19 protein-coding genes are annotated in these 22817 nt (G+C 55.5%); 12 read left to right on the forward strand and 7 right to left on the reverse strand.

The genetic code is table 11. The annotated features are described in order from the left end of the window. Nucleotides 1–93: 93 nt before the first annotated feature. The 6 genes from accC to ACG0Z5_RS20675 form a co-directional block, all read right to left on the reverse strand. Nucleotides 94–1443, reverse strand: coding sequence for an acetyl-CoA carboxylase biotin carboxylase subunit (gene accC, locus ACG0Z5_RS20650; protein ID WP_319627455.1), 1350 nt, complete (start codon nucleotides 1441–1443; stop codon nucleotides 94–96). Nucleotides 1444–1453: 10 nt separating this feature from the next. Beyond that, on the reverse strand, nucleotides 1454–1918 hold the full coding sequence (accB, locus tag ACG0Z5_RS20655) for an acetyl-CoA carboxylase biotin carboxyl carrier protein (RefSeq protein WP_394450744.1): 465 nt from the start codon (nucleotides 1916–1918) through the stop codon (nucleotides 1454–1456). 22 nt (nucleotides 1919–1940) lie between these two features. Beyond that, nucleotides 1941–2393 (reverse strand): type II 3-dehydroquinate dehydratase, encoded by a 453-nt coding sequence (aroQ, locus tag ACG0Z5_RS20660; protein ID WP_319627453.1) that lies wholly within the window; start codon nucleotides 2391–2393, stop codon nucleotides 1941–1943. Nucleotides 2394–2628: 235 nt separating this feature from the next. Then, nucleotides 2629–3228 carry a protein-methionine-sulfoxide reductase heme-binding subunit MsrQ gene (msrQ, locus tag ACG0Z5_RS20665; protein ID WP_394450747.1) on the reverse strand — a complete coding sequence of 200 codons (600 nt, stop codon included), beginning with the start codon at nucleotides 3226–3228 and terminating at the stop codon, nucleotides 2629–2631. After that, nucleotides 3229–4230: a protein-methionine-sulfoxide reductase catalytic subunit MsrP gene (gene msrP, locus ACG0Z5_RS20670; protein WP_394450749.1), complete on the reverse strand. Its 1002-nt coding sequence runs from the start codon at nucleotides 4228–4230 to the stop codon at nucleotides 3229–3231. A gap of 77 nt (nucleotides 4231–4307) precedes the next feature. Further along, the gene (locus ACG0Z5_RS20675) at nucleotides 4308–5282 is read right to left on the reverse strand and encodes an MDR family oxidoreductase (protein WP_394450752.1); all 975 of its coding nucleotides are present in this window, start codon (nucleotides 5280–5282) and stop codon (nucleotides 4308–4310) included. Nucleotides 5283–5504: 222 nt separating this feature from the next. Here ACG0Z5_RS20675 and csrD point away from each other — a divergent pair, with 222 nt between their 5' ends. The 9 genes from csrD to fucR all read left to right on the forward strand — a co-directional run bounded on the left by csrD (nucleotide 5505) and on the right by fucR (nucleotide 18529). Beyond that, nucleotides 5505–7445, forward strand: coding sequence for an RNase E specificity factor CsrD (gene csrD / locus ACG0Z5_RS20680; protein WP_394450755.1), 1941 nt, complete (start codon nucleotides 5505–5507; stop codon nucleotides 7443–7445). Nucleotides 7446–7738: 293 nt separating this feature from the next. After that, nucleotides 7739–8782, forward strand: a complete 1044-nt coding sequence (gene mreB / locus ACG0Z5_RS20685) for a rod shape-determining protein MreB (protein ID WP_110510622.1) — start codon at nucleotides 7739–7741, stop codon at nucleotides 8780–8782. 69 nt (nucleotides 8783–8851) lie between these two features. Beyond that, nucleotides 8852–9865 (forward strand): rod shape-determining protein MreC, encoded by a 1014-nt coding sequence (gene mreC, locus ACG0Z5_RS20690; RefSeq protein WP_394450757.1) that lies wholly within the window; start codon nucleotides 8852–8854, stop codon nucleotides 9863–9865. Beyond that, nucleotides 9865–10353 (forward strand): rod shape-determining protein MreD, encoded by a 489-nt coding sequence (gene mreD / locus ACG0Z5_RS20695; RefSeq protein WP_319627447.1) that lies wholly within the window; start codon nucleotides 9865–9867, stop codon nucleotides 10351–10353. The genes mreC and mreD overlap by 1 nt, the downstream gene beginning before the upstream one ends. 8 nt (nucleotides 10354–10361) lie before the next feature. Beyond that, complete coding sequence (locus ACG0Z5_RS20700) at nucleotides 10362–10955, forward strand: Maf family protein (protein WP_394450760.1); 594 nt, start codon at nucleotides 10362–10364, stop codon at nucleotides 10953–10955. Then, nucleotides 10945–12414, forward strand: a complete 1470-nt coding sequence (rng, locus tag ACG0Z5_RS20705; RefSeq protein ID WP_319627445.1) for a ribonuclease G — start codon at nucleotides 10945–10947, stop codon at nucleotides 12412–12414. Before ACG0Z5_RS20700 ends, rng begins: the two co-directional genes overlap by 11 nt. Nucleotides 12415–12441: 27 nt before the next feature. Next, on the forward strand, nucleotides 12442–16239 hold the full coding sequence (yhdP, locus tag ACG0Z5_RS20710; RefSeq protein WP_394450762.1) for an AsmA2 domain-containing protein YhdP: 3798 nt from the start codon (nucleotides 12442–12444) through the stop codon (nucleotides 16237–16239). A 77-nt stretch (nucleotides 16240–16316) separates the two neighbouring features. Then, on the forward strand, nucleotides 16317–17762 hold the full coding sequence (tldD, locus tag ACG0Z5_RS20715) for a metalloprotease TldD (RefSeq protein WP_394450764.1): 1446 nt from the start codon (nucleotides 16317–16319) through the stop codon (nucleotides 17760–17762). Nucleotides 17763–17809: 47 nt separating this feature from the next. Then, nucleotides 17810–18529 carry an L-fucose operon activator gene (fucR, locus tag ACG0Z5_RS20720; protein ID WP_394450766.1) on the forward strand — a complete coding sequence of 240 codons (720 nt, stop codon included), beginning with the start codon at nucleotides 17810–17812 and terminating at the stop codon, nucleotides 18527–18529. Here the strand turns inward: fucR and aaeR are convergent. Next, nucleotides 18526–19452, reverse strand: coding sequence for an HTH-type transcriptional activator AaeR (gene aaeR / locus ACG0Z5_RS20725; RefSeq protein WP_394450768.1), 927 nt, complete (start codon nucleotides 19450–19452; stop codon nucleotides 18526–18528). The two genes, fucR and aaeR, sit on opposite strands and share 4 nt — an antisense overlap. 131 nt (nucleotides 19453–19583) lie before the next feature. Between aaeR and aaeX the strand changes: the two genes are divergently transcribed. The 3 genes from aaeX to aaeB are packed head-to-tail and all read left to right on the forward strand — an operon-like array spanning nucleotide 19584 to nucleotide 22700. Further along, nucleotides 19584–19787 (forward strand): p-hydroxybenzoic acid efflux pump operon protein AaeX, encoded by a 204-nt coding sequence (gene aaeX / locus ACG0Z5_RS20730; RefSeq protein ID WP_097164153.1) that lies wholly within the window; start codon nucleotides 19584–19586, stop codon nucleotides 19785–19787. Nucleotides 19788–19794: 7 nt separating this feature from the next. Beyond that, entirely contained in the window at nucleotides 19795–20727 is a 933-nt protein-coding gene (gene aaeA / locus ACG0Z5_RS20735) for a p-hydroxybenzoic acid efflux pump subunit AaeA (protein ID WP_319627440.1), read from the forward strand. A 5-nt stretch (nucleotides 20728–20732) separates the two neighbouring features. Continuing rightward, complete coding sequence (gene aaeB, locus ACG0Z5_RS20740) at nucleotides 20733–22700, forward strand: p-hydroxybenzoic acid efflux pump subunit AaeB (RefSeq protein WP_394450771.1); 1968 nt, start codon at nucleotides 20733–20735, stop codon at nucleotides 22698–22700. Nucleotides 22701–22817: the final 117 nt, after the last annotated feature.

The raw sequence follows: 22817 nt of genomic DNA on the forward strand, positions 1-22817 counted from the left end.
AATTTAAAGCGGGGATTGTACCTTAAGGGGCTGGTAAGGGGAGAGAAAAAGAAAAAAGGCCGGAAGATCCGGCCTTTTGCTAAACGTTCAGGATTATTTTTCCTGAAGTCCGAGTTTTTTCTCCAGATAGTGGATGTTGGTTCCACCATGCTGGAAGTTCTCGTCGCTCATGATACGCATCTGCAGCTCAACGTTGGTTTTGATACCGTCGATGATCAGTTCCTGCAGGGCATTTTTCATGCGAGAAATCGCCACGTCACGGGTTTCCCCATAACAGATGAGCTTGCCGATCATTGAGTCATAGTACGGCGGCACGGTGTAGCCAGCGTAGATATGAGATTCCCAACGCACGCCAAAACCGCCTGGGGCGTGGAAGCGGGTGATTTTACCCGGGCTCGGCAGGAAGGTGTTCGGGTCTTCGGCGTTGATACGGCATTCCACCGCATGGCCGCGAACCTGCACTTCGTCCTGTTTGATAGACAGTGGCTGACCGGCAGCGATACGCAGCTGCTCTTTGATCAGGTCTACACCGGTAATCATCTCGGTAACCGGATGCTCTACCTGAATACGGGTGTTCATTTCGATGAAATAGAACTCGCCGTTTTCGAACAGGAACTCGAAAGTACCCGCGCCACGGTAGCCGATATCAACGCACGCTTTAGAGCAACGCTCGCCGATGTAGCGACGCAGTTCCGGGGTGATGCCCGGCGCTGGCGCTTCTTCGACGACTTTCTGGTGACGGCGCTGCATGGAGCAGTCACGTTCTGCCAGATAGATAGCGTTACCCTGACCGTCGGCCAGGACCTGGATCTCGATGTGACGAGGATTTTCCAGGTATTTTTCCATGTACACCATGTCGTTGCTGAAAGCGGCTTTCGCTTCGGCTTTGGTCATGGAGATGGACTGCGCCAGCTCAGCGTCGCTGCGCACAACGCGCATACCGCGACCGCCGCCGCCGCCGGAGGCTTTGATGATAACCGGGTAGCCGATGCGTTTTGCATGGGCGCGGTTAGCGTCCATATCATCGCCCAGCGGGCCATCGGAGCCAGGGACCGTCGGGACGCCCGCTTTTTTCATCGCGGTGATCGCAGACACTTTGTCGCCCATCAGGCGAATGGTGTCGGCTTTCGGACCGATGAAGATAAAGCCGGAACGTTCAACTTGCTCTGCAAAGTTGGCGTTTTCGGACAGGAAGCCATAACCCGGATGGATTGCCACCGCGCCGGTGATTTCTGCGGCGCTGATGATAGCCGGGATATTCAGATAGCTTTTTACGGATGGAGCCGGGCCGATACAGACCGTCTCATCCGCCAGCAGTACGTGTTTTAAATCGCGATCCGCAGTGGAGTGCACAGCGACGGTCTTGATGCCCAGTTCTTTACAGGCACGAAGAATACGCAATGCAATCTCGCCGCGGTTGGCGATGACAATTTTATCCAGCATGTTCGCCTCGTTACTCGATGACGACCAGTGGCTCGTCAAATTCAACCGGTTGACCACTTTCGACCAGAATGGCTTTCACCACGCCTGATTTATCGGCTTCAATCTGGTTCATCATTTTCATGGCTTCAACAATGCACAGGGTATCGCCCGCATTAACCTTCTGGCCCACTTCGATGAACGCTTTAGCGTCCGGGCTTGGGGTGCGGTAGAAGGTACCAACCATCGGGGAGCGTACGATGTGGCCACTGATTTCAGCTTTAGGTGCTTCAGCAGGCGCAACTGCTGGTGCAGCAGCGGCCGGAGCCATCTGCGGCTGCATCATCGGTGCAGCGTAAGCCTGTTGCATAACCGGGAAGCCCGCATTAGCCGAGGTGCGGCTGATGCGTACAGACTCTTCACCTTCAGAAATTTCCAGTTCGGAGATGCCTGATTCTTCAACCAGCTCGATCAGTTTTTTAATCTTACGAATATCCATGAGTGGGTTCCGTACTCTTTGTTTAGTGTGATTGTGACAGGCGTTTTACCGCCGTCTGTAATGCGTATGAATAGCCGTCAGCGCCTAATCCGCAGATGACGCCGGCAGCGATATCAGAGAGATATGAGTGATGGCGGAACGGCTCGCGAGCGTGCACGTTGCTCAGATGAATCTCGATAAACGGGATACTGACCGCCAAAAGAGCATCACGAATCGCCACGCTGGTGTGCGTGAAAGCGGCCGGATTGATCAGGATATAGTCAATGTTGTCTTTAGCCTGATGAATTCGGTCGATAATCGCGAACTCCGCGTTCGACTGCAAATGGTCGAGTGACACATTCAGAGCCTCGGCCTCCGTCGTCAAACGGTTAACAATTTCCGCTAACGTCAGGGTGCCATACTTCTCTGGCTCACGGGTTCCGAGCATATTCAGGTTCGGTCCGTTTAAAAGCAAAATGCGTAACTTGTCAGCCATTGTGCTGCTATCTCCTGCAATTCTCCGGTAAAAAACAAAATATACCTTCGATGCGCGCTTGTCACCTTTTCAGAGGCCAAAAACCCCTGTCAGGAAAACCAAAGTCGCACATTATAACGATTTCGTAGCATTTGGCAGCTAAATACTGGTCTTATCAGGGAAGATTATCAACCTCAATGACGAAAAAGCCTGACGTACTGCGGGAAATCTGCGGGAAACTGCACATAATCGGGGATTAACGCCACCACTGGCGGAACTTCTTATAACGCCACGCTAATAGTGCCAAGGCAGCAAGTGCATACAATACGGGCTGAGGGGACAAGATCTTCACCGACCACAGATAGTGGATGGGTGCCAGGATAGCGACCAGATAAACGAAGTTATGCAACTTTTGCCATTTTGGCCCCAGTTTTCGCTGCGCTCGCTGGAACGATGTTACCGCCAGCGCCAGTAAAATCACCCAGCTTATCAGCCCCAGCGTTAAATAAGGTCGCGTCACCACTTCCTGACCTAACAGACCCAAATTGTGAATGCCGAGCTCCAGCAGCGCATAGCTGGTGAGATGCAGCGTCGCCCAGGCAAAACACCATACGCCTAACAGGCGGCGGGTTCGTATCAATAAAGGCTGTTTAGCGTAGCGCGCTAGCGGGGAGACCAGCAAGGTGGCAAGCAGCAGTTTCAGAGCCATCCGACCGGTAAAGTGCTGAATATCCTTCGCCGGGTCAGCGCTGAAATAGCCCTGAGAACCGGCCCAGAACAACCACACCAGCGGCAAGAAAGCGGCAAGATGCAGCGCCACTTTCAGCCAGACAATCTGTTTAGCGGTTAAGCGCACTCAGAAATTCTCCCGTAAATTGAGTCCGCGATACAGCGACGCGACCTGATCGGCATAGCCGTTAAACAACAGCGTAGGTTGACGCTTCACATCAAGCACGCCGCCGGAACCAATAAAACGCTCTGAGGCCTGCGACCAGCGAGGGTGGTCGACATGCGGGTTCACATTGGCGAAGAAACCGTATTCATTCGGTGCCGCCATATTCCAGGTACAGGGCGGACGTTCTCGGGTCAGCGTGATGCTGACGATGGATTTAATCCCTTTGAAGCCATATTTCCACGGCACGGTCAGGCGGATTGGCGCGCCGTTTTGCGGCGGCAGCGCTTTGCCATACACCCCGGTGGTGAGCAGCGTCAGCGGGTGCATGGCCTCGTCGAGACGCAAACCTTCGACATAGGGATACGCCAGCCCCCCGCCGATAAAGCGGTCTTTCTGTCCGGGCATTTGCTCAGGCGCGTAGAGGGTTTTGAAAGCGACATATTTGGCATCGCTGGTGGGTTCAACCAGCGCTAAAAGCTTATGCAGCGGGAAGCCAATCCACGGCACCACCATCGACCAGGCCTCAACGCAGCGCATTCGATAGATTCGTTGTTCGAGCGGGAAACGCTTGGTTAAATCATCATGATCGAGGGTTAGCGGTTTGGCTACTTCACCATTGATAGTGAGCTTCCACGGATCGGTGACCAGGCTACCGGCATTAGCAGCAGGATCGGCTTTATCCAGACCAAATTCATAATAATTGTTGTAGCGCGTGACCTTATCTTCCGGCGTCAGCGTCAGATGACTCTGCCATTCGGCAGGACGTGAAAATTCCAGCGGCTTGCCGGACGGGGCGGGTGGTCGGTCGTTACCCTTAAACCAGCTGAGTAAATCGGCCTGCGCGGTGGGGGCCAGCGTCATCGCGGTGGCGCTAATCCCTAACATCTTCAGCACCTGGCGGCGCTGGAGCATAAAAACGGATTCTGCCGTTACATCGGCTTCCGTTAGCTTTTTCGACTTCATGGCATCCTCCGTCATGCTTTTTCCTAAGCATGACGGAGGCGCGGGATTAACGCGAATATGTCACGAAAATTTGAAGATTAGGCAATCTTCACCAGCGTACGGCCCTGAATCTGATTATTCATTATCTTGTCAGCAAACTCAGGAGCCTGGGCGAGGGCGATTTCGGTCGCGCTCTGGTTATAATAAGAAGAAGGCAAATCCTGAACCAGACGCTGCCAGGCTTCTGCCCGGCGCGCGGCTGGCGTCATCACAGAATCCACGCCCTGCAAACGGACGTTACGCAGAATAAACGGCATGACGGTGGTTGGTAGAGCAAATCCGCCCGCCAGACCGCAGGCTGCGACGCAGCCGCCGTAGTTCATCTGCGCCAGCACTTTGGCCAACACTTTATCACCGACGGTATCGACCGCACCGGCCCACAGTTGTTTCTCCAGCGGACGGGTTTCTGCGAACTCATCGCGGCTCAGAATGCGGTTTGCGCCGAGGCTGCGCAGGTAATCGTGGGTGCTCTCGCGGCCCGATACCGCTGCCACCTGGTAACCCAATTTATGCAGCAGCGCTACCGCCGTGCTGCCCACGCCACCGCTGGCGCCGGTGACAACAATTTCACCGTCCTGAGGGCGAACGCCTGCGTCTTCCAGCGCCATCACGCACAGCATGGCCGTGAAACCCGCGGTGCCGATGATCATTGCCTGACGGGCATCCAGACCTTTTGGCTGAGCAACCAGCCAGTCGCCCTGCACGCGGGCGCGTTGGGAAAGACCACCCCAGTGATTTTCACCCACGCCCCAACCGGTGAGTAGAACCTGCTGGCCCGCATGGAAGCGCGGATCTTCACTGCTATGAACCACACCCGCAAAGTCGATACCGGGAATCATCGGAAAATTACGGATGATTTTACCTTTGCCGGTAATGGCGAGCGCGTCTTTGTAATTGAGGCTCGACCACTGAATATCGACCGTGACATCACCTTGCGGCAGCTGGCTCTCCTCGATGGCCTGTACCGAGGCGTGAGTTTTACCGTCGTGCTGTTCTAAGATTAACGCCTGCATAATCGTTCCTCAGTTGCTCAATGATTGGAAAATAATTTTCGATGACTATACTCGCTAACTGAAACGCGTTTCCGACTTACCGCAATAAATTGCCAGAATCACTCACTCTGGTAGTATGCAAGGTCTTTTTAGATGCGAGTTAGCACTCACTAATTTTTGAGTTTTAGCGCGGGTGTCCGGTCAACGATCGGGCTGTAATTCATTAACGGAGTTAATACAGGGATGCGATTAACGACGAAATTTTCAGCTTTCGTGACGCTGCTGACGGGCCTGACCATCTTTGTCACCCTCATCGGCTGCTCGCTCAGCTTCTATAACGGTATTCAGTATAAAATTGATTACCGTGCCCGCGCCGTGGCGACGGTCATCGACACCCGCCTGGTCAACACCCCCCTCAGCCAACTCGACAGCCAGCTTGATGAAATTCTGGTTCCCGTCGATATCGTGCGTATCGATCTTATCGTTAACGATAAAACCATTTTTAGCCATTCTCGCACCAACGGCTATCGCCCGGTGGGCAGCAATTATCAGTATCGCGAGCTAAACGTGGAGTCGGTGAAACATCCGGGGATGACCATTCGGATGGAGTATCAGGATCCGATGGCGAACTATTTTCACTCGCTGCTGACTACCGCCCCGCTGACCATTGCCATCGCTTTTATGGTGTTGATTATCTTCTTCTCGGTGCGCTGGCTGCGTAATCAGCTGGCGGGCCAGGAACTGCTTGAGCTACGCTCCACGCGGATCCTCAACGGTGAACGCGGTCATCAAGTGCGCGGGACGGTGCATGAGTGGCCAGCACGGACCAGCAGCGCGCTGGACACGCTGTTGTCAGAAATCCAGTTTGCCGGTGAACAGCGCAGTCGGATGGATACGCTGATTCGCTCGTACGCCGCGCAGGACACCAAGACCGGCCTCAGTAACCGTATGTTCTTTGATAATCAGCTAGCGACACTGCTTGACGATCAGGAGAAAGTAGGGGCACATGGTATTGTTATGCTGATTCGCCTGCCGGAATTCGATCTGGTGCGTGACCAGTGGGGACGCACGGCGGCGGAAGAGCATTTCTTCATGCTCATCAATATGCTCTCAACCTTCATGATGCGTTATCCGGGGGCGCTGCTGGCGCGTTATCACCGCAGCGATTTTGCGGTGTTATTGCCCCATCGCACCCTGAAAGAAGCTGATAGTATCGCCGGGCAGCTGTTAAAGGCGCTGGATGCGCTACCGTCCACCAAAATTCTCGACCAGGACGACATGATGCATATCGGCATCTGTACCTGGCGCAGCGGGCAAAGCACCGAACAGGTGATGGAACACGCCGACGCGGCGGTGCGCAATGCCGTGCTGCAGGGCAGCAACAGTTGGGCCGTATACGATGATACGCTGCCGGAGAAAGGGCGTGGTAACGTGCGCTGGCGGACGCTTATCGAGCAGATGCTCAGCCGTGGCGGCCCGCGTTTCTACCAAAAGCCAGCGGTGCATTACGATGGTCGCGTGCATCACCGCGAGTTGATGTGCCGTATTTACGACGGTAAAGAAGAAGTGATTGCCGCCGAATATATGCCGATGGTGCTCGAATTTGGACTGGCAGAAGAGTACGACCGTTTGCAGGTGACTCGCCTGTTGCCGTTCCTCTCCTACTGGCCTGAGGAAAATCTGGCTTTGCAGGTGACGGTCGAGTCCTTAATTCGTCCGCGTTTTCAGCGCTGGCTGCGGGATTCGCTGATGCAATGCGAAAAAGCGCAGCGAAAACGGATTATTTTTGAACTTGCAGAGGCGGATGTCTGTCAACATATCAGCCGCTTACAGCCGGTGATGCGTTTAATCAACGCATTAGGGGTCAGAGTAGTGGTCATACAGGCCGGTTTGACGCTGGTCGGTACCAGTTGGATCAAGGAACTGTCGGTGGAAATCGTCAAGCTTCACCCGGGTCTGGTGCGCAACATCGAGAAACGCAGCGAGAACCAACTGCTGGTGCAAAGTCTGGTCGAGGCCTGTAAGGGCACCACGACGCAGGTTTTCGCCACCGGGCTTCGCAGCCGAAGTGAGTGGCAGGTATTACGAGAGTGCGGTGTGCTGGGTGGTCAGGGCGATTTTTTTGCTGCTTCACAACCACTTGACACTAGCGTAAAAAAATATTCGCAAAGATACTCTGTTTGATCTGCCGTTTGCCGCGATTTCACGTAGAATAACGCGCGCTGTTTCTCCGGGATGTGCATGATGCCCCCGCCGGGATGTTACAGATAATAAGCCAGTGATCGTCCTTTGACAGATTGCAATGCAGGCGAGGAGTGCTGCGGTCCTGACGGTGTCAGGTCGAAATTGTAACAAAGGAAACGAACTGCACTAATTTTCACCGTTGCAGATGATTTTTGCGCCTTGTCGCTGCTGCGTGTGGTTGGTAAAGTAAGCGGATTTTGTTTCCGCCCCAGCTTTCAGGATTATCCCTTAGTATGTTGAAAAAATTTCGTGGCATGTTTTCCAATGACCTGTCCATTGACCTGGGTACCGCGAATACCCTGATTTACGTGAAAGGACAAGGCATCGTACTTAATGAGCCTTCCGTTGTGGCCATTCGCCAGGATCGTGCCGGTTCACCGAAAAGTGTGGCTGCCGTCGGTCATGAAGCTAAGCAGATGCTCGGTCGTACGCCGGGCAATATCGCAGCTATTCGTCCAATGAAAGACGGCGTTATCGCCGACTTCTTCGTGACTGAGAAAATGCTGCAGCACTTCATCAAACAGGTTCACAGCAATAGCTTCATGCGCCCGAGCCCACGCGTTCTGGTGTGTGTGCCAGTTGGTGCAACTCAGGTTGAACGCCGCGCGATCCGTGAATCTGCTCAGGGTGCAGGCGCGCGTGAAGTATTCCTGATTGAAGAGCCAATGGCAGCAGCAATTGGTGCGGGTCTGCCGGTTTCTGAAGCGACCGGTTCGATGGTTGTGGATATCGGTGGCGGTACCACAGAAGTGGCGGTTATCTCGCTCAACGGCGTGGTGTACTCCTCTTCTGTCCGCATCGGTGGTGACCGTTTCGACGAAGCCATCATTAATTATGTGCGCCGTAACTACGGCTCTCTGATCGGTGAAGCTACCGCAGAGCGTATCAAGCATGAAATCGGTTCTGCTTACCCGGGCGACGAAGTTCTCGAAATCGAAGTTCGTGGTCGTAACCTGGCAGAAGGCGTTCCACGTGGCTTCACCCTGAACTCCAACGAAATCCTTGAAGCGCTGCAAGAGCCGCTGACCGGTATCGTGAGCGCGGTGATGGTTGCACTGGAACAGTGCCCGCCGGAACTGGCATCCGACATTTCAGAGCGTGGTATGGTTCTGACTGGTGGTGGTGCGCTGCTGCGTAACCTCGACCGCCTGTTAATGGAAGAGACAGGAATTCCTGTCGTAGTTGCAGAAGATCCACTGACCTGTGTTGCCCGTGGCGGCGGCAAGGCACTGGAAATGATCGACATGCACGGCGGCGACTTGTTTAGCGAAGAGTAGTCAGCCAGAAGTCTGGGGTAGCGCTGGTGCTGCCCCTTGATTTCCCTGACACGAGAATACGCATAGCCTATGAAGCCCATTTTTAGCCGTGGCCCGTCGCTACAGATTCGCCTTATTCTGGCGGTGCTGGTGGCGCTTGGCGTCATTATTGCCGACAGCCGCCTCGGTACGTTCAGTCAGATTCGAACGTACATGGATACTGCTGTTAGTCCTTTCTATTTTGTTTCCAACGGTCCCCGTGAATTACTTGATGGTATTTCGCAAACTCTGGCTTCCCGCGATCAGCTTGAGCTGGAAAACCGTGCCCTACGTCAGGAGCTGCTGTTAAAAAACAGCGATCTGCTGATGATGGGTCAGTACAAGCAGGAAAACGCCCGTCTGCGTGAGCTGTTAGGTTCGCCGCTGCGTCAGGATGAGCAGAAGATGGTGACCCAGGTTATCTCGACGGTTAACGATCCTTACAGCGATCAGGTGGTTATCGACAAAGGTAGCGTCAACGGCGTCTACGAAGGTCAGCCAGTGATCAGCGATAAGGGCGTGGTCGGCCAGGTGGTGGCGGTCGCGAAACTGACCAGCCGGGTGCTGCTGATTTGCGATGCAACACATGCTCTGCCGATTCAGGTTCTGCGTAACGACATCCGTGTGATCGCTGCCGGTAACGGCTGTACCGATGATTTGCAGTTGGAACACCTGCCTGCCAACACCGATATTCGTGTCGGCGACGTGCTGGTGACCTCCGGTCTAGGCGGTCGTTTCCCGGAAGGTTATCCGGTGGCGGTGGTCTCTTCTGTGAAACTGGATACGCAGCGCGCGTATACGGTTATCCAGGCGCGTCCAACCGCAGGCCTGCAGCGTCTGCGTTATCTGCTGCTGCTATGGGGCGCCGATCGTAACGGTGCGAACCCGATGACGCCGGAAGAGGTACATCGTGTTGCCAATGAACGTCTGATGCAGATGATGCCGCAGGTTCTGCCTGCTGCTGATTCGATGGGCCCTCCGGCGCCTGTACCTCCGCCTGCAACCGGGATAACACAGCCTGCTCCTGCGGCTACCACGCCTGCGCCTTCATCAGGAGGACAGTAGTGGCAAGCTATCGAAGTCAGGGGCGTTGGGTTATCTGGCTTTCGTTTCTGATAGCCCTGCTGTTACAAGTCATGCCCTGGCCGGACGACCTGTTGGTCTACCGGCCAAATTGGGTCCTGCTGATCCTGCTTTACTGGATCCTCGCTCTGCCACACCGGGTCAATGTTGGTACAGGTTTCATTATGGGTGCCATACTGGATCTGATCAGCGGTTCTACACTCGGTGTGCGGGCGTTGGCCCTGAGCATCATCGCCTATCTGGTGGCGCTTAAATATCAGCTGTTCCGTAACCTGGCGCTCTGGCAACAGGCGCTGGTGGTTATGCTGTTGTCGCTGGCAATGGATATCGTTGTTTTCTGGGCAGAGTTTTTAGTGATCAACGTCTCTTTCCGACCGGAAGTGTTCTGGAGTAGCGTTGTTAACGGTGTACTCTGGCCTTGGCTGTTCTTGCTGATGCGGAAAGTGCGCCAGCAATTCGCGGTTCAATAAAGGTTTATATGACAATGCTTTATCTTGCTTCCGGTTCCCCGCGTCGTCAGGAGCTGTTAACACAGTTAGGTGTCAGCTTCGAGCGTATCGTTCCCGGTATCGAAGAACAGCGCGACCCGCAGGAAAGCGCGCAGCACTATGTTGCGCGTCTGGCGCGAGAGAAAGCCCAGGCTGGCGTGGCGCTGGCAGCACGCGATTTACCGGTGCTTGGGGCGGATACCATTGTCGTATTGAACGGTGAAGTGCTGGAGAAACCGCGAGACGCAGAGCACGCCGCAGCGATGCTCCGTCAGCTTTCCGGGCACACTCATCAGGTAATGACCGCGGTGGCATTGGCCGATAGCCAACAGACCGTCGACTGCCTGGTGACCACCGACGTGACGTTCAGAGTATTGTCAGATGAAGATATCCAGGGTTACGTCGCGACGGGCGAGCCGATGGATAAAGCAGGTGCATACGGTATTCAGGGGCTGGGTGGCTGTTTTGTCAGGAAGATAAATGGCAGCTATCACGCCGTAGTCGGCTTACCGCTGGTGGAAACGTATGAGTTGCTGAGCAATTTTAACTCACTGCGTGAGAAAAGAGATAAACATGACGGCTGAATTATTAGTGAACGTAACGCCCTCGGAAACCCGCGTGGCGTATATCGATGGCGGTATTCTTCAGGAAATTCATATAGAGCGTGAAGCGCGACGTGGGATCGTAGGCAATATCTACAAAGGTCGTGTTAGTCGAGTCCTCCCGGGGATGCAGGCGGCATTTGTAGATATTGGCCTGGATAAGGCCGCGTTTCTTCACGCCTCTGACATCATGCCCCACACCGAATGCGTGGCCGGGGAAGAGCAGAAGCAGTTCACCGTACGTGATATTTCCGAGCTGGTGCGTCAGGGCCAGGACCTCATGGTTCAGGTGGTGAAAGATCCACTCGGCACCAAAGGCGCGCGTCTGACTACCGACATCACCTTACCCTCTCGTTATCTGGTCTTCATGCCAGGGGCGTCTCACGTCGGTGTTTCCCAGCGTATCGAAAGCGAAGCCGAGCGCGAGCGCCTGAAGAACGTGGTCACCGCCTACTGTGACGAGCAGGGCGGATTCATCATCCGTACCGCGGCAGAAGGCGTATGCGAAGAGGATTTAGCCTCTGATGCGGCATATCTGAAACGCGTGTGGACCAAAGTGATGGAGCGTAAAAAACGCCCGCAGACCCGCTATCAGATGTATGGCGAGCTGGCGTTAGCCCAACGCGTACTGCGTGATTTTGCCGACGCGCACCTCGACCGGATCCGCGTCGACTCCCGGCTGACCTTCGAAGCGTTGATGGAATTCACCGCCGAATATATGCCGGAGATGAACAGCAAGCTGGAGCATTACAGCGGTCGTCAGCCAATTTTTGATCTCTTTGACGTCGAAAATGAAATCCAGCGTGCGCTGGAACGTAAGGTGGAACTTAAGTCCGGTGGCTATCTGGTTATCGATCAGACTGAAGCGATGACCACCGTCGATATCAACACCGGGGCCTTTGTTGGGCACCGCAACCTTGACGATACGATATTCAATACTAACATCGAAGCGACGCAGGCGATTGCACGTCAGCTGCGTCTGCGTAATCTCGGCGGCATCATCATCATCGATTTCATCGATATGAGTAACGAAGATCACCGTCGCCGGGTGCTGCATTCACTGGAACAGGCCCTGAGCAAAGACCGCGTGAAAACCAGCATCAACGGGTTCTCGCAGCTCGGTCTGGTGGAAATGACCCGCAAGCGCACCCGCGAAAGCGTGGAGCATGTGCTGTGTCACGAATGCCCAACCTGTCACGGGCGCGGCACGGTGAAAACGGTGGAAACAGTGTGCTACGAGATCATGCGTGAAATCGTTCGCGTACATCACGCGTATGATTCTGACCGCTTCCTGGTCTACGCCTCTGCCGCCGTGGCGGAAACCCTGAAAGGCGAAGAGTCGCATGCGCTGGCGGAAGTGGAAATTTTCGTCGGCAAACAGGTAAAAGTGCAGATTGAACCGCTCTACAATCAGGAGCAATTCGACGTGGTGATGATGTAGTTTGCTGGCAGCTACAAGGAGAGATGCGTGAGGCGTTTGCCTGGAATTCTACTGATCACGGTGGCAACATTGATTGTTATCGTCGCGCTACTGGTCAGTGGCCTGCGTCTCGTTTTGCCACATCTCGATAAATGGCGACCACAGCTGCTGGAGAAAATCTCGCACTCTACCGGGCATCCCGTTAACGCCTCACAGTTAAAAGCCAGCTGGGAAAACTACGGTCCGACCCTCGAAGTACGTGATATCAATGCCGAACTAAAAGACGGCGGTCAGATGTCCGTGAAGCGCGTGACCCTGGCACTCGACGTCTGGCAAAGCCTGCTGCATTTCCGCTGGCAGTTTCGCGAGCTGACCTTCTGGCAGCTGCAAATCCGCACCAATTCCCCTTTGCAACACAATGACAGCAGCGGCACGCTGAAAATTGATCGCGTGGGCGATCTGTTCCTGCGTCAGTTCGACAAGTTTACCCTACGCGACAGTCATTTGAGCTTCCTGACCCTTTCGGGCCAGCGTGCCGAACTGGCGATCCCCCAGCTTACCTGGATGAACAGTACCAACCGTCACCGCGCCGAAGGTGAAGTCAGCCTGTCCAGCCTGACCGGGCAGCATGGGGTGATGAAAGTGCGCATGGATCTGCGTGATGAAAATGGCCTGCTGAACGAAGGGCGGCTGTGGGTGCAGGCTGATGAAATTGACGTCAAACCGTGGTTTGGCCGCTGGATGCAGGACAACGTCGCGCTGACCTCGGCTCGCTTTAGCCTTGAAGGGTGGATTGACCTCGATAAAGGCGATATCTCCAGCGGTGACGTATGGCTGAAGAAAGGCGGTGCGAGCTGGAAGGGCGACAAACATCCGCACGATCTGGCGGTCGATAACCTAACGGCGCACATCACCCGTGAAAAGTCGGGCTGGGCATTCCATATCCCGGATACGCGGATCACCATTGACGGCAAACGCTGGCCGCAGGGTGCGCTGTCGATGGCGTGGATCCCGGATCAGGATGTAGGCGGCAAAGATAACGTGCGCAGCGATGAATTGCGTATTCGCGCCAGCAATCTCGAGCTGAGCGGGCTGTCTGGTCTGCTGCCGATTGCGGAAAAATTCTCCCCGTCGCTGGGTGAAATTTGGGACAGCACGCAGCCCGCCGGGCAGATTGATGCCCTGGCGCTGGATATTCCACTCAAAGCGACAGAGAAAACCCGCTTCCAGGCGGCATGGAGCAATCTGGCGTGGAAGCAGTGGAAGTTGCTGCCGGGCGCAGAGCATTTCTCCGGACGGGCGGAAGGGAGCCTTGAAAACGGCGCGCTAAACATCAGCATGGAAAACGCCAAAATGCCTTACGAGACGGTGTTCAGAGCGCCGCTCGAGATTGCCAAAGGCGTGGCTAACCTGTCCTGGGTCAACAACGACAAAGGCTTTATGCTCGACGGCCGTGATATCGACGTGCAGGCAAAAGCGGTTCATGCCCACGGTGGTTTCCGCTGGCTACAGCCGGAAGGGGATGAGCCGTGGTTAGGTATCCTGGCTGGCATCAGTACCGACGACGGCGGTCAGGCATGGCGCTATTTCCCGGAAAACCTGATGGGTAAAGCGCTGGTTGATTATCTCAGCTCGGCTATCAAAGGCGGCCAGGCGGACAACGCTACGTTGGTCTACGGCGGTAATCCTCATCTGTTCCCGTATAAGCATAACGAAGGCCAGTTCCAGGTGTGGGTGCCATTACACAACGCCACCTTCGCGTTCCAGCCAGACTGGCCTGCGCTGACCCATCTCAATATCGACCTTAACTTCCTGAACGATGGCTTGTGGATGCAGGCGGATAAGGTCGCGCTTGGCGGCGTGACAGCACACAACCTCAACGCCGCCATCCCGGACTACTCGAAAGAGAAGCTGATCATTGATTCGCAGATTGCCGGGCCGGGAAAAGCCGTTGGGCCCTATTTTAACGATACGCCACTGAAAGACTCCCTTGGCGCCACGCTCGACGAGCTTCAGCTCGATGGCGATGTGAATGCTCGCTTACATCTGGATATTCCGCTCGACGGCGAACAGGTGTTGGCCAAAGGCGATGTGCGTCTGAATGGCAACAGCCTGTTTATCAAACCGCTCGACAGCACCCTGAAGAACCTCAACGGTGAGTTCAGCTTCGAGAACGGCAACCTGAAAAGTGGGCCGATGACCGCCAACTGGTTCAATCAGCCGTTGAAGGTCGATTTCTCCACCACCGAAGGACAAAAAGCCTATCAGGTGGCGGTCAACATGGACGCCAATTGGGACCCGACCCGCACAGACATGCTGCCCAAGCAGCTTAACGACGCCATTAGCGGCAGCGTTCCTTGGCAGGGTAATGTCGCCATTGAGTTGCCGTACAAAGGCAGCGTCAATTACAAAGTCGATATCACCGGCGATCTGAAAAATGTGAGCAGTCGCTTACCTGCCCCGGTGGATAAGAAAGCGGGCGAGCCGTTACCCGTTAAGTTTAACGTTGAAGGTGGCCTGAACCACTTCGATTTGACCGGCAACGTCGGCAGCAAAAATCACCTTAATAGCCGCTGGTTACTGGGCAAGAAACTGGCGCTCGACCGGGCTATCTGGGCGTCGGACAGCCGCAGCGTGCCGCCGCTACCGGATGCCTCCGGCGTGGAGTTAAACCTTCCGCCGATGGATGGCGCCCAGTGGCTGGCGCTGTTCCGTAAAGGCGCGGTGGATAGCGTGGGTAATGCGGTGGCCTTCCCGCAGCGCATTACCCTGCGCACGCCAGCACTAACCATGGCGGGCCAGCGCTGGAACAACCTGAGCATTGTTTCGCAGCCGATGGCGAACGGCACAAGCGTTGAGGCGCAAGGACGCGAGGTGAACGGCACGTTAACGCTGCGGGACAACGCCCCGTGGCTGGCCTCCATTCGTTATCTCTATTACAACCCATCGGCGACTAACACCACTGGCAGCCAGATAGGCAGCGGTATCATGAGTAATAACCGCATCGACTTCCAGGGCTGGCCTGACCTGCAGCTTCGCTGCGCGGAATGCTGGCTGTGGGGGCAGAAATATGGCCGTATTGACGGTGATTTCGCCATCAAGGGCAATACCTTATCGCTGGCTAACGGCCTGCTGGATACCGGCTTTGCGCGACTGACCGTTGGCGGCGAATGGGTTAACGCACCGGGCAGCGAACGCACCTCCCTGAAGGGGAAACTTCGCGGTAACAAAATTGATGCGGCGGTGAATTTCTTCGGCGTCTCGACGCCTATTCGCGACTCTTCGTTCAACCTGGATTATGACCTGCACTGGCGCGCTGAACCCTGGACGCCGGATGTGGCCTCTCTGAACGGGATCCTGAAAGCGCGGCTGGGCAAAGGCGAATTTACCGATATCAGCACCGGCCATGCGGGTCAGCTGCTGCGCCTGCTGAGCGTCGATGCGCTGCTGCGCAAGCTGCGTTTCGACTTTAGCGATACCTTTACCGAAGGGTTTTATTTCGATTCCATTCGTAGCACGGCGTGGATCAAAGACGGCATTCTGCACACCGACGACACGCTGCTGGATGGCCTCGAAGCGGATATCGGTATGAAAGGCTCGGTTAATCTGGTGCGCCGTGAGCTGGATATGGAAGCTATCGTCGCACCAGAAATCTCCGCCACCGTCGGGGTGGCCACCGCGTTCGTTATCAACCCGATAGTGGGCGCCGCGGTATTTGCCGCCAGTAAAGTGCTCGGACCGCTGTGGAGCAAAGTGTCGATTCTGCGTTACCGTATCAGCGGGCCTATCGATCAGCCACAAATCAATGAAGTGCTGCGCCAGGCGCGCAGTGATAAAACGCAATGATTTGACGGGCGTTACAAATTACCTCACTCTCAATAGATATACCGCGATCATCGCGACAACCAACGAGTAGCAAAACCATGAGTCTCAACCTGGTAAGTGAACATCTGCTGTCGGCAAACGGCCTGAGTCATCAGGACCTGTTTTCCATACTTGGCCAACTGGCTGAGCGCCGCCTCGACTATGGCGACCTCTATTTCCAGTCGAGCTATCACGAATCCTGGGTGTTAGAAGACAGCATCATCAAAGACGGTTCGTACAATATCGATCAGGGCGTCGGCGTGCGTGCCGTTAGCGGTGAGAAAACCGGCTTCGCCTATGCCGATCAGATTAGCCTGCTGGCGCTGGAACAAAGCGCACAGGCCGCTCGCACCATCGTGCGCGATGTCGGTGACGGCAAAGTCCACGCCCTGGGCGAGAAAAGTTATTCCCCGCTGTACACCAGCCTCGATCCGCTGCAAAGCATGAGCCGTGAAGAGAAGCTCGATATTCTGCGCCGGGTGGATAAAGTCGCCCGTGCCGCTGACAAGCGTGTGCAGGAAGTTTCTGCCAGCCTGACCGGCGTGTATGAGCTTATCCTGGTTGCGGCTACCGACGGCACCCTGGCGGCGGACGTTCGCCCGCTGGTGCGTCTGTCGGTTAGCGTGTTGGTGGAAGACGACGGCAAACGTGAACGCGGCTCCAGCGGCGGCGGCGGTCGTTTCGGTTACGACTATTTCCTCGGCGACGTTGATGGCGAAGTCCGTGCCGATGCGTGGGCGAGAGAAGCGGTGCGCATGGCGATGGTCAATCTCACCGCCGTGGCGGCGCCAGCCGGTACGCTGCCGGTGGTGCTTGGCGCGGGCTGGCCGGGCGTACTGCTCCACGAAGCGGTAGGCCACGGTCTGGAAGGCGACTTCAACCGTCGTGGCACTTCGGTATTTAGTGGTCAGATGGGCCAGTTGGTCGCCTCTGAGCTGTGTACCGTGGTCGACGACGGAACCATGGCCGATCGCCGTGGTTCCGTATCCATCGATGATGAAGGGACGCCGGGCCAGTACAATGTGCTGATCGAAAATGGGGTACTGAAAGGCTACATGCAGGATAAGCTGAACGCGCGTCTGATGGGCGTGAAGCCAACGGGCAACGGTCGCCGTGAATCTTATGCGCATCTGCCGATGCCGCGTATGACCAACACCTATATGCTGGCCGGGAAATCGACCCCGGAAGAGATTATCGCCTCGGTGGATTACGGTATTTACGCGCCAAACTTCGGCGGCGGTCAGGTGGATATCACCTCCGGCAAATTCGTTTTCTCAACCTCAGAAGCGTACCTGATTGAGAAAGGCAAAGTCACCAAAGCGGTCAAAGGTGCCACCCTGATTGGCTCCGGGATTGAAGCCATGCAGCAGATCTCGATGGTTGGTAACGACCTGAAACTGGATAACGGCGTCGGCGTCTGTGGCAAAGAAGGGCAGAGTCTGCCGGTGGGCGTGGGTCAGCCAACCCTGAAAGTCGACAATCTCACGGTCGGCGGTACGGCATAACATCCTGTGCCCGCCTCGTGCGGGCATTTTTTTGACGGAGACCGCAGATGAAGGTCGCTCGCCATCAGCGCATCGTTACGCTTCTCGCCCAATCCCGCAGCCTGACTACCGATGAACTGGCCGCCGCGCTCGGCGTCAGTAAAGAGACGGTGCGTCGCGATCTGAGTGCACTTCAGCAGCAGGGAAAAATACAGCGCAGCCACGGGCGGGCGCGTGCCATTCGACGCGACCGCCAGGGCAACGAAGCGCCGTTCCACGCCCGACAGAAAAGCCATTATGCCCACAAGTCAGATATCGCCCGGCACGCGCTGGCATGGATAGAAGAAGGGATGACCCTCGCGCTGGATGCCAGCTCAACCTGCTGGTTTCTGGCACGTCAGCTGCCGGACATTCCGCTGACGGTGTTCACTAATAGCCACTTGGTGTGTACCGAACTCGGCAAACGCGAGCAGATCCGCCTGATCAGTTCTGGCGGCGAGCTCCAGCGCCAGTACGGGTATTACATCAATCCGTCACTCATCTCGGCGTTAAAGTCGCTGGAGATCGATCTGTTTATTTTTTCCTGCGAGGGCGTCGACCACCACGGCGTACTGTGGGATTCAAGTGGTCACAACGCCAGCTATAAATCCTTACTGCTCAAACGGGCGTCACAGTCGCTGCTGCTGGTGGATAAAAGTAAATTCAACCGTTCGAGCGAGGTGCGAATTGGCCCGCTGAGTGACGTCACGCATGTCATCTCTGACGCGGAGCCTGAGCAGGTTCCTTAGTTTTTTCCGCGACCGTTAATGCCCTGGAAGCGGTTAGCAACATCAACAAAATAGTCAGTCAGATAGTTGATGCATACCTGCACCTTCAGCGGCAGCTTATCCTTTTCGGTATACACCGCATACACCGGACGCGGGTCGGACTGATAGCGGGGCAGGAGGATCTCCAGTTCACCGCGGTTGATCTCATTGATCACCCACATCAGCGGCACGAAGGCGATCCCGGCCCCGGCGGTCAGCCAGCGATTGAGGGTCATCGGATCGTTGGTGACGAAACGTCCCTGAGGGATAAGCTTGGTCGATAGCCCTTCCGGGGCGATCAGCTCAAATTCATTGTGCGGGCGAATGCTGTATTCCAGCCAAGAATGACTGGCCAGGTCTGCTGGCTTCTCTGGGGTGCCAGCGTGTTGCAGATAGCTCTTTGCGGCGCAAAGTACCATCGGCATCGAGCCCAGGCGACGAGAAAAGAGGCCCGAATCCTGTAAGGCACCGACGCGGATCACCAAGTCTAACCCATCGGCAATAAGGTCCGGGGCCGGAATGCCGGTCACTAAATTCACTGACAGATCCGGATACTCTCTGAGCATTTCCGAGGTGATTGCAGCGAGGACATTTTGTGCCATAGTTGAAGAACAGCCGACACGCAGTGTGCCAATCGGCGTGTTGTTAAAGGCGTAGAGCTGTTCATGAACGTCCTGCGCTTCGTGCAGCATTCGCCGACAGCCCTGATAGTAAATTTTTCCGGCCTCGGTCAGCCCAATGCTGCGTGTGCTGCGGTTCAGCAGCTTGACCTGAAGTTCGTCTTCAAGTTTTGAAACGGTCTGGCTAATTGAAGAGACGCTCATTTCGAGCTGTCTTGCCGCCGCCGTAAAGGAACCCAGTTCCACGACTTTGGCGAAAACGGACATGCGTTTTAATCGTTCCATTGTTCACTCTGACTTAAAAGTGATTTAGATCACATAATATAGATCACGCAATAACAGTTACGTTAATATACTGTTAGCTGAATAATCAAAGCATCACTACTCTCACCTGCACTCTCTTAATCAAGGTCAACATGAGTCTGTTTCCCGTCATCGTGATTTTCGGTCTCTCGTTTCCGCCGATCTTCGTCGAGTTGCTATTGTCGCTGGCCATCTTCTGGCTATTGCGTCGGGTGCTGGTCCCTACCGGGATCTATGACTTCGTCTGGCATCCCGCGCTATTTAATACCGCGTTGTATTGCTGTTTGTTCTACCTGATATCGCGTTTGTTTGTCTGAGGCCGCCGTGAAAACACTAACAAGAAAAATATCCCGTACTGCCATCACGCTTATCCTGGTCGTGCTGGCCTTTATCGCCATTTTCCGCGCATGGGTGTATTACACCGAATCTCCGTGGACGCGTGACGCGCGTTTTAGCGCAGATGTCGTGGCGATTGCGCCAGATGTGGCCGGGCTTATCACTGACGTGAAGGTCAAGGATAACCAACTGGTCAGCAAAAATCAGGTTCTGTTCACGATTGATCAGCCGCGCTATCAGAAAGCCCTCGAAGAAGCCGATGCCGACGTGGCGTATTACCAGGCGCTGGCTACGGAAAAACGCCGTGAAGCGGGTCGTCGTAATCGGTTAGGCACCATGGCGATGTCGCGGGAAGAGATTGACCAGGCCAACAACATTTTGCAGACCGTTGAACATCAGCTAGCCAAATCACAGGCCACGCGTGACCTGGCGCGTCTCGACCTTGAACGTACCGTTATCCGCGCCCCGGCCGATGGCTGGGTGACCAACCTGAACGTTTACAGCGGCGAGTTTATCACGCGTGGCTCAACCGCCGTCGCGCTGGTCAAAAAAGAGAGCTTCTACGTGATGGCCTATATGGAAGAGACCAAGCTCGAGGGCGTGCGTCCAGGCTATCGGGCTGAAATTACGCCGCTCGGCAGCACCAAAGTGATTAAAGGCACCGTCGACAGCGTGGCGGCAGGCGTGACCAACGCCAGCAGTAGCAGCGATGCCAAAGGCATGGCGACCATTGATTCCAACCTGGAATGGGTCCGTCTGGCGCAGCGCGTGCCGGTACGTATTCGTCTCGATAAGCAGCAGGGCAATCTGTGGCCTGCAGGCACCACCGCGACGGTGATTATCACCGGTGAGAAAGACAGAAACACGCAAGACGCCTCTTTCTTCCAGAAGTTAGGTATGCGCCTGCGTGAGTTTGGATAATCGCTATGGGCATTTTCTCTATTGCCGATAATCACCTGCGCTTTGCGATTAAACTGGCCTGCGCGATTGTGCTGGCCCTGTTTGTCGGCTTTCACTTTGAGCTTGAAACCCCGCGCTGGGCGGTACTGACCGCCGCGATTGTGGCGGCGGGCCCGGCGTTTGCCGCAGGTGGCGAACCCTATTCTGGCGCAATCCGTTATCGCGGAATGCTGCGTATCGTCGGCACGTTTATCGGCTGTATTGCCGCGCTGGTAATAATCATCCTGATGATCCGCGCCCCGCTGCTGATGGTGCTGGTCTGCTGCCTGTGGGCCGGTTTTTGCACCTGGGTGTCCTCGCTGGTCAGAGTCGAAAACTCTTATGCCTGGGGCCTGGCGGGCTATACCGCGCTGATCATTATCATCACCATTCAGAACGCCCCGTTGCTGTCCCCACAGTTTGCCGTCGAACGCTGTAGCGAAATCGTTATTGGTATCGTGTGTGCGATCGTTGCCGATCTGCTGTTCTCCCCACGTTCAATTAAACAAGAGATCGACCGCGAGCTGGATGCTCTTCTGGTGAAGCAATATCAGTTGATGCAATTATGTATCCGCCATGGCGACAGTGAACAAGTGGACGCCGCCTGGAGCGCGCTGGTGCGTCAGACTCAGGCCCTGGAAGGGATGCGCAGCAACCTGCATATGGAGTCTTCCCGTTGGGCTCGCGCCAATCGGCGTCTGAAAGCGCTCAATACGCTGTCGTTGACGCTGATAACCCAGGCCTGTGAAACCTATCTGATTCAAAATTCTCGCCCAGAATTGATCACTCCCGAATGGCGTGAAATGTTTGAGCAGCCCGTCGAAACCGTGCAGGACGTGCATAAACAGCTCAAACGGATGCGGCGTATTCTGTCGTGGACCGGCGAGCACGACACGCCGATTACGTTGTACAGCTGGATAGGCGCGGCGACGCGATATCAGTTACTGAAACGCGGCGTAGCGGGCAATGCCAAGATCAGCGCGCGTGAAGAAGAAATCTTGCAGGGCGAAGTGGTGGTTAAAGTGGAGTCAGCGGAACGCCACCATGCGATGGTGAACTTCTGGCGTACCACGCTTTCCTGTGCGCTCGGCACGCTGTTCTGGCTCTGGACCGGCTGGACATCCGGCAGCGGCGCGATGGTGATGATTGCGGTGGTGACCTCGCTCGCGATGCGTCTGCCGAATCCTAAAATGGCGGCAATCGACTTTTTGTATGGCACCATTGCCGCGCTGCCGATTGGCGCACTGTACTTCCTGGTTATCCTGCCGTCGACCCAGCAAAGCATGCTGTTGCTGTGTATCAGCCTCGCGGTATTGGCGTTCTTTATCGGGATTGAAGTGCAGAAGCGGCGGCTGGGATCGCTGGGTACATTGGCCTCCACCATCAACATTCTGGTGCTGGATAACCCGATGACCTTCCACTTTAGTCAGTTCCTCGACAGCGCGCTCGGTCAGCTGGTGGGCTGCTTCCTGGCGCTGATGATTATCCTGCTGGTGCGCGATAATTCGCAGGCCCGTACCGGTCGCGTGCTGCTCAACCAGTTTGTGTCTGCGGCGGTGTCATCCCTGACCACCAATACCGTGCGCCGTAAAGAGAATCATCTCCCCGCGCTGTATCAGCAGCTGTTTTTACTGCTGAATAAATTCCCGGGGGATATCGCCAAATTCCGCCTCGCTCTGACCTTAATCATCGCCCATCAGCGTCTGCGCGATGCGCCCGTGCCGGTGAACGACGACCTGTCGGCCTTCCATCGTCAGCTTCGACGCACCGCCGATAAGCTGATTTCCGCCAGCAGCGATGATAAGCGCCGTCGCTACTTTGGCCGCTTACTGGAAGAGCTGGATGTGTATGAGGAAAAACTGGTCATCTGGCAAGCGCCTGACCAGGTCACTGAGCCGGTAAAAAGGCTGGTGGGTATGCTGAGGAAATATCAGCATGCGCTGACGGTGAATTAACCGCTTGAAACCGACGCCAAAAGCGTCGGTTTTTTTGTGCACAGAAAACCCCCAGCTAGGCTGGGGGTTCCGTAAAGCTTTCAGCTTTGAGCCAGTTATCAAAACCCCTTTTGATTT

It is taken from the genome of Scandinavium sp. M-37 (assembly GCF_043558715.1).
Lineage (GTDB): Bacteria > Pseudomonadota > Gammaproteobacteria > Enterobacterales > Enterobacteriaceae > Scandinavium > Scandinavium vulneris_A.

What these genes read in the sequence shown, in the direction of transcription:
- accC (WP_319627455.1), bottom strand. Translation starts at nt 1,443, where the DNA reads ATGCTGGATAAAATTGTCATCGCCAACCGCGGCGAGATTGCATTGCGT.
- accB (WP_394450744.1), bottom strand. Translation starts at nt 1,918, where the DNA reads ATGGATATTCGTAAGATTAAAAAACTGATCGAGCTGGTTGAAGAATCA.
- aroQ (WP_319627453.1), bottom strand. Translation starts at nt 2,393, where the DNA reads ATGGCTGACAAGTTACGCATTTTGCTTTTAAACGGACCGAACCTGAAT.
- msrP (WP_394450749.1), bottom strand. Translation starts at nt 4,230, where the DNA reads ATGAAGTCGAAAAAGCTAACGGAAGCCGATGTAACGGCAGAATCCGTT.
- ACG0Z5_RS20675 (WP_394450752.1), bottom strand. Translation starts at nt 5,282, where the DNA reads ATGCAGGCGTTAATCTTAGAACAGCACGACGGTAAAACTCACGCCTCG.
- csrD (WP_394450755.1), top strand. Translation starts at nt 5,505, where the DNA reads ATGCGATTAACGACGAAATTTTCAGCTTTCGTGACGCTGCTGACGGGC.
- mreB (WP_110510622.1), top strand. Translation starts at nt 7,739, where the DNA reads ATGTTGAAAAAATTTCGTGGCATGTTTTCCAATGACCTGTCCATTGAC.
- mreC (WP_394450757.1), top strand. Translation starts at nt 8,852, where the DNA reads ATGAAGCCCATTTTTAGCCGTGGCCCGTCGCTACAGATTCGCCTTATT.
- ACG0Z5_RS20700 (WP_394450760.1), top strand. Translation starts at nt 10,362, where the DNA reads ATGACAATGCTTTATCTTGCTTCCGGTTCCCCGCGTCGTCAGGAGCTG.
- rng (WP_319627445.1), top strand. Translation starts at nt 10,945, where the DNA reads ATGACGGCTGAATTATTAGTGAACGTAACGCCCTCGGAAACCCGCGTG.
- tldD (WP_394450764.1), top strand. Translation starts at nt 16,317, where the DNA reads ATGAGTCTCAACCTGGTAAGTGAACATCTGCTGTCGGCAAACGGCCTG.
- fucR (WP_394450766.1), top strand. Translation starts at nt 17,810, where the DNA reads ATGAAGGTCGCTCGCCATCAGCGCATCGTTACGCTTCTCGCCCAATCC.
- aaeR (WP_394450768.1), bottom strand. Translation starts at nt 19,452, where the DNA reads ATGGAACGATTAAAACGCATGTCCGTTTTCGCCAAAGTCGTGGAACTG.
- aaeX (WP_097164153.1), top strand. Translation starts at nt 19,584, where the DNA reads ATGAGTCTGTTTCCCGTCATCGTGATTTTCGGTCTCTCGTTTCCGCCG.
- aaeB (WP_394450771.1), top strand. Translation starts at nt 20,733, where the DNA reads ATGGGCATTTTCTCTATTGCCGATAATCACCTGCGCTTTGCGATTAAA.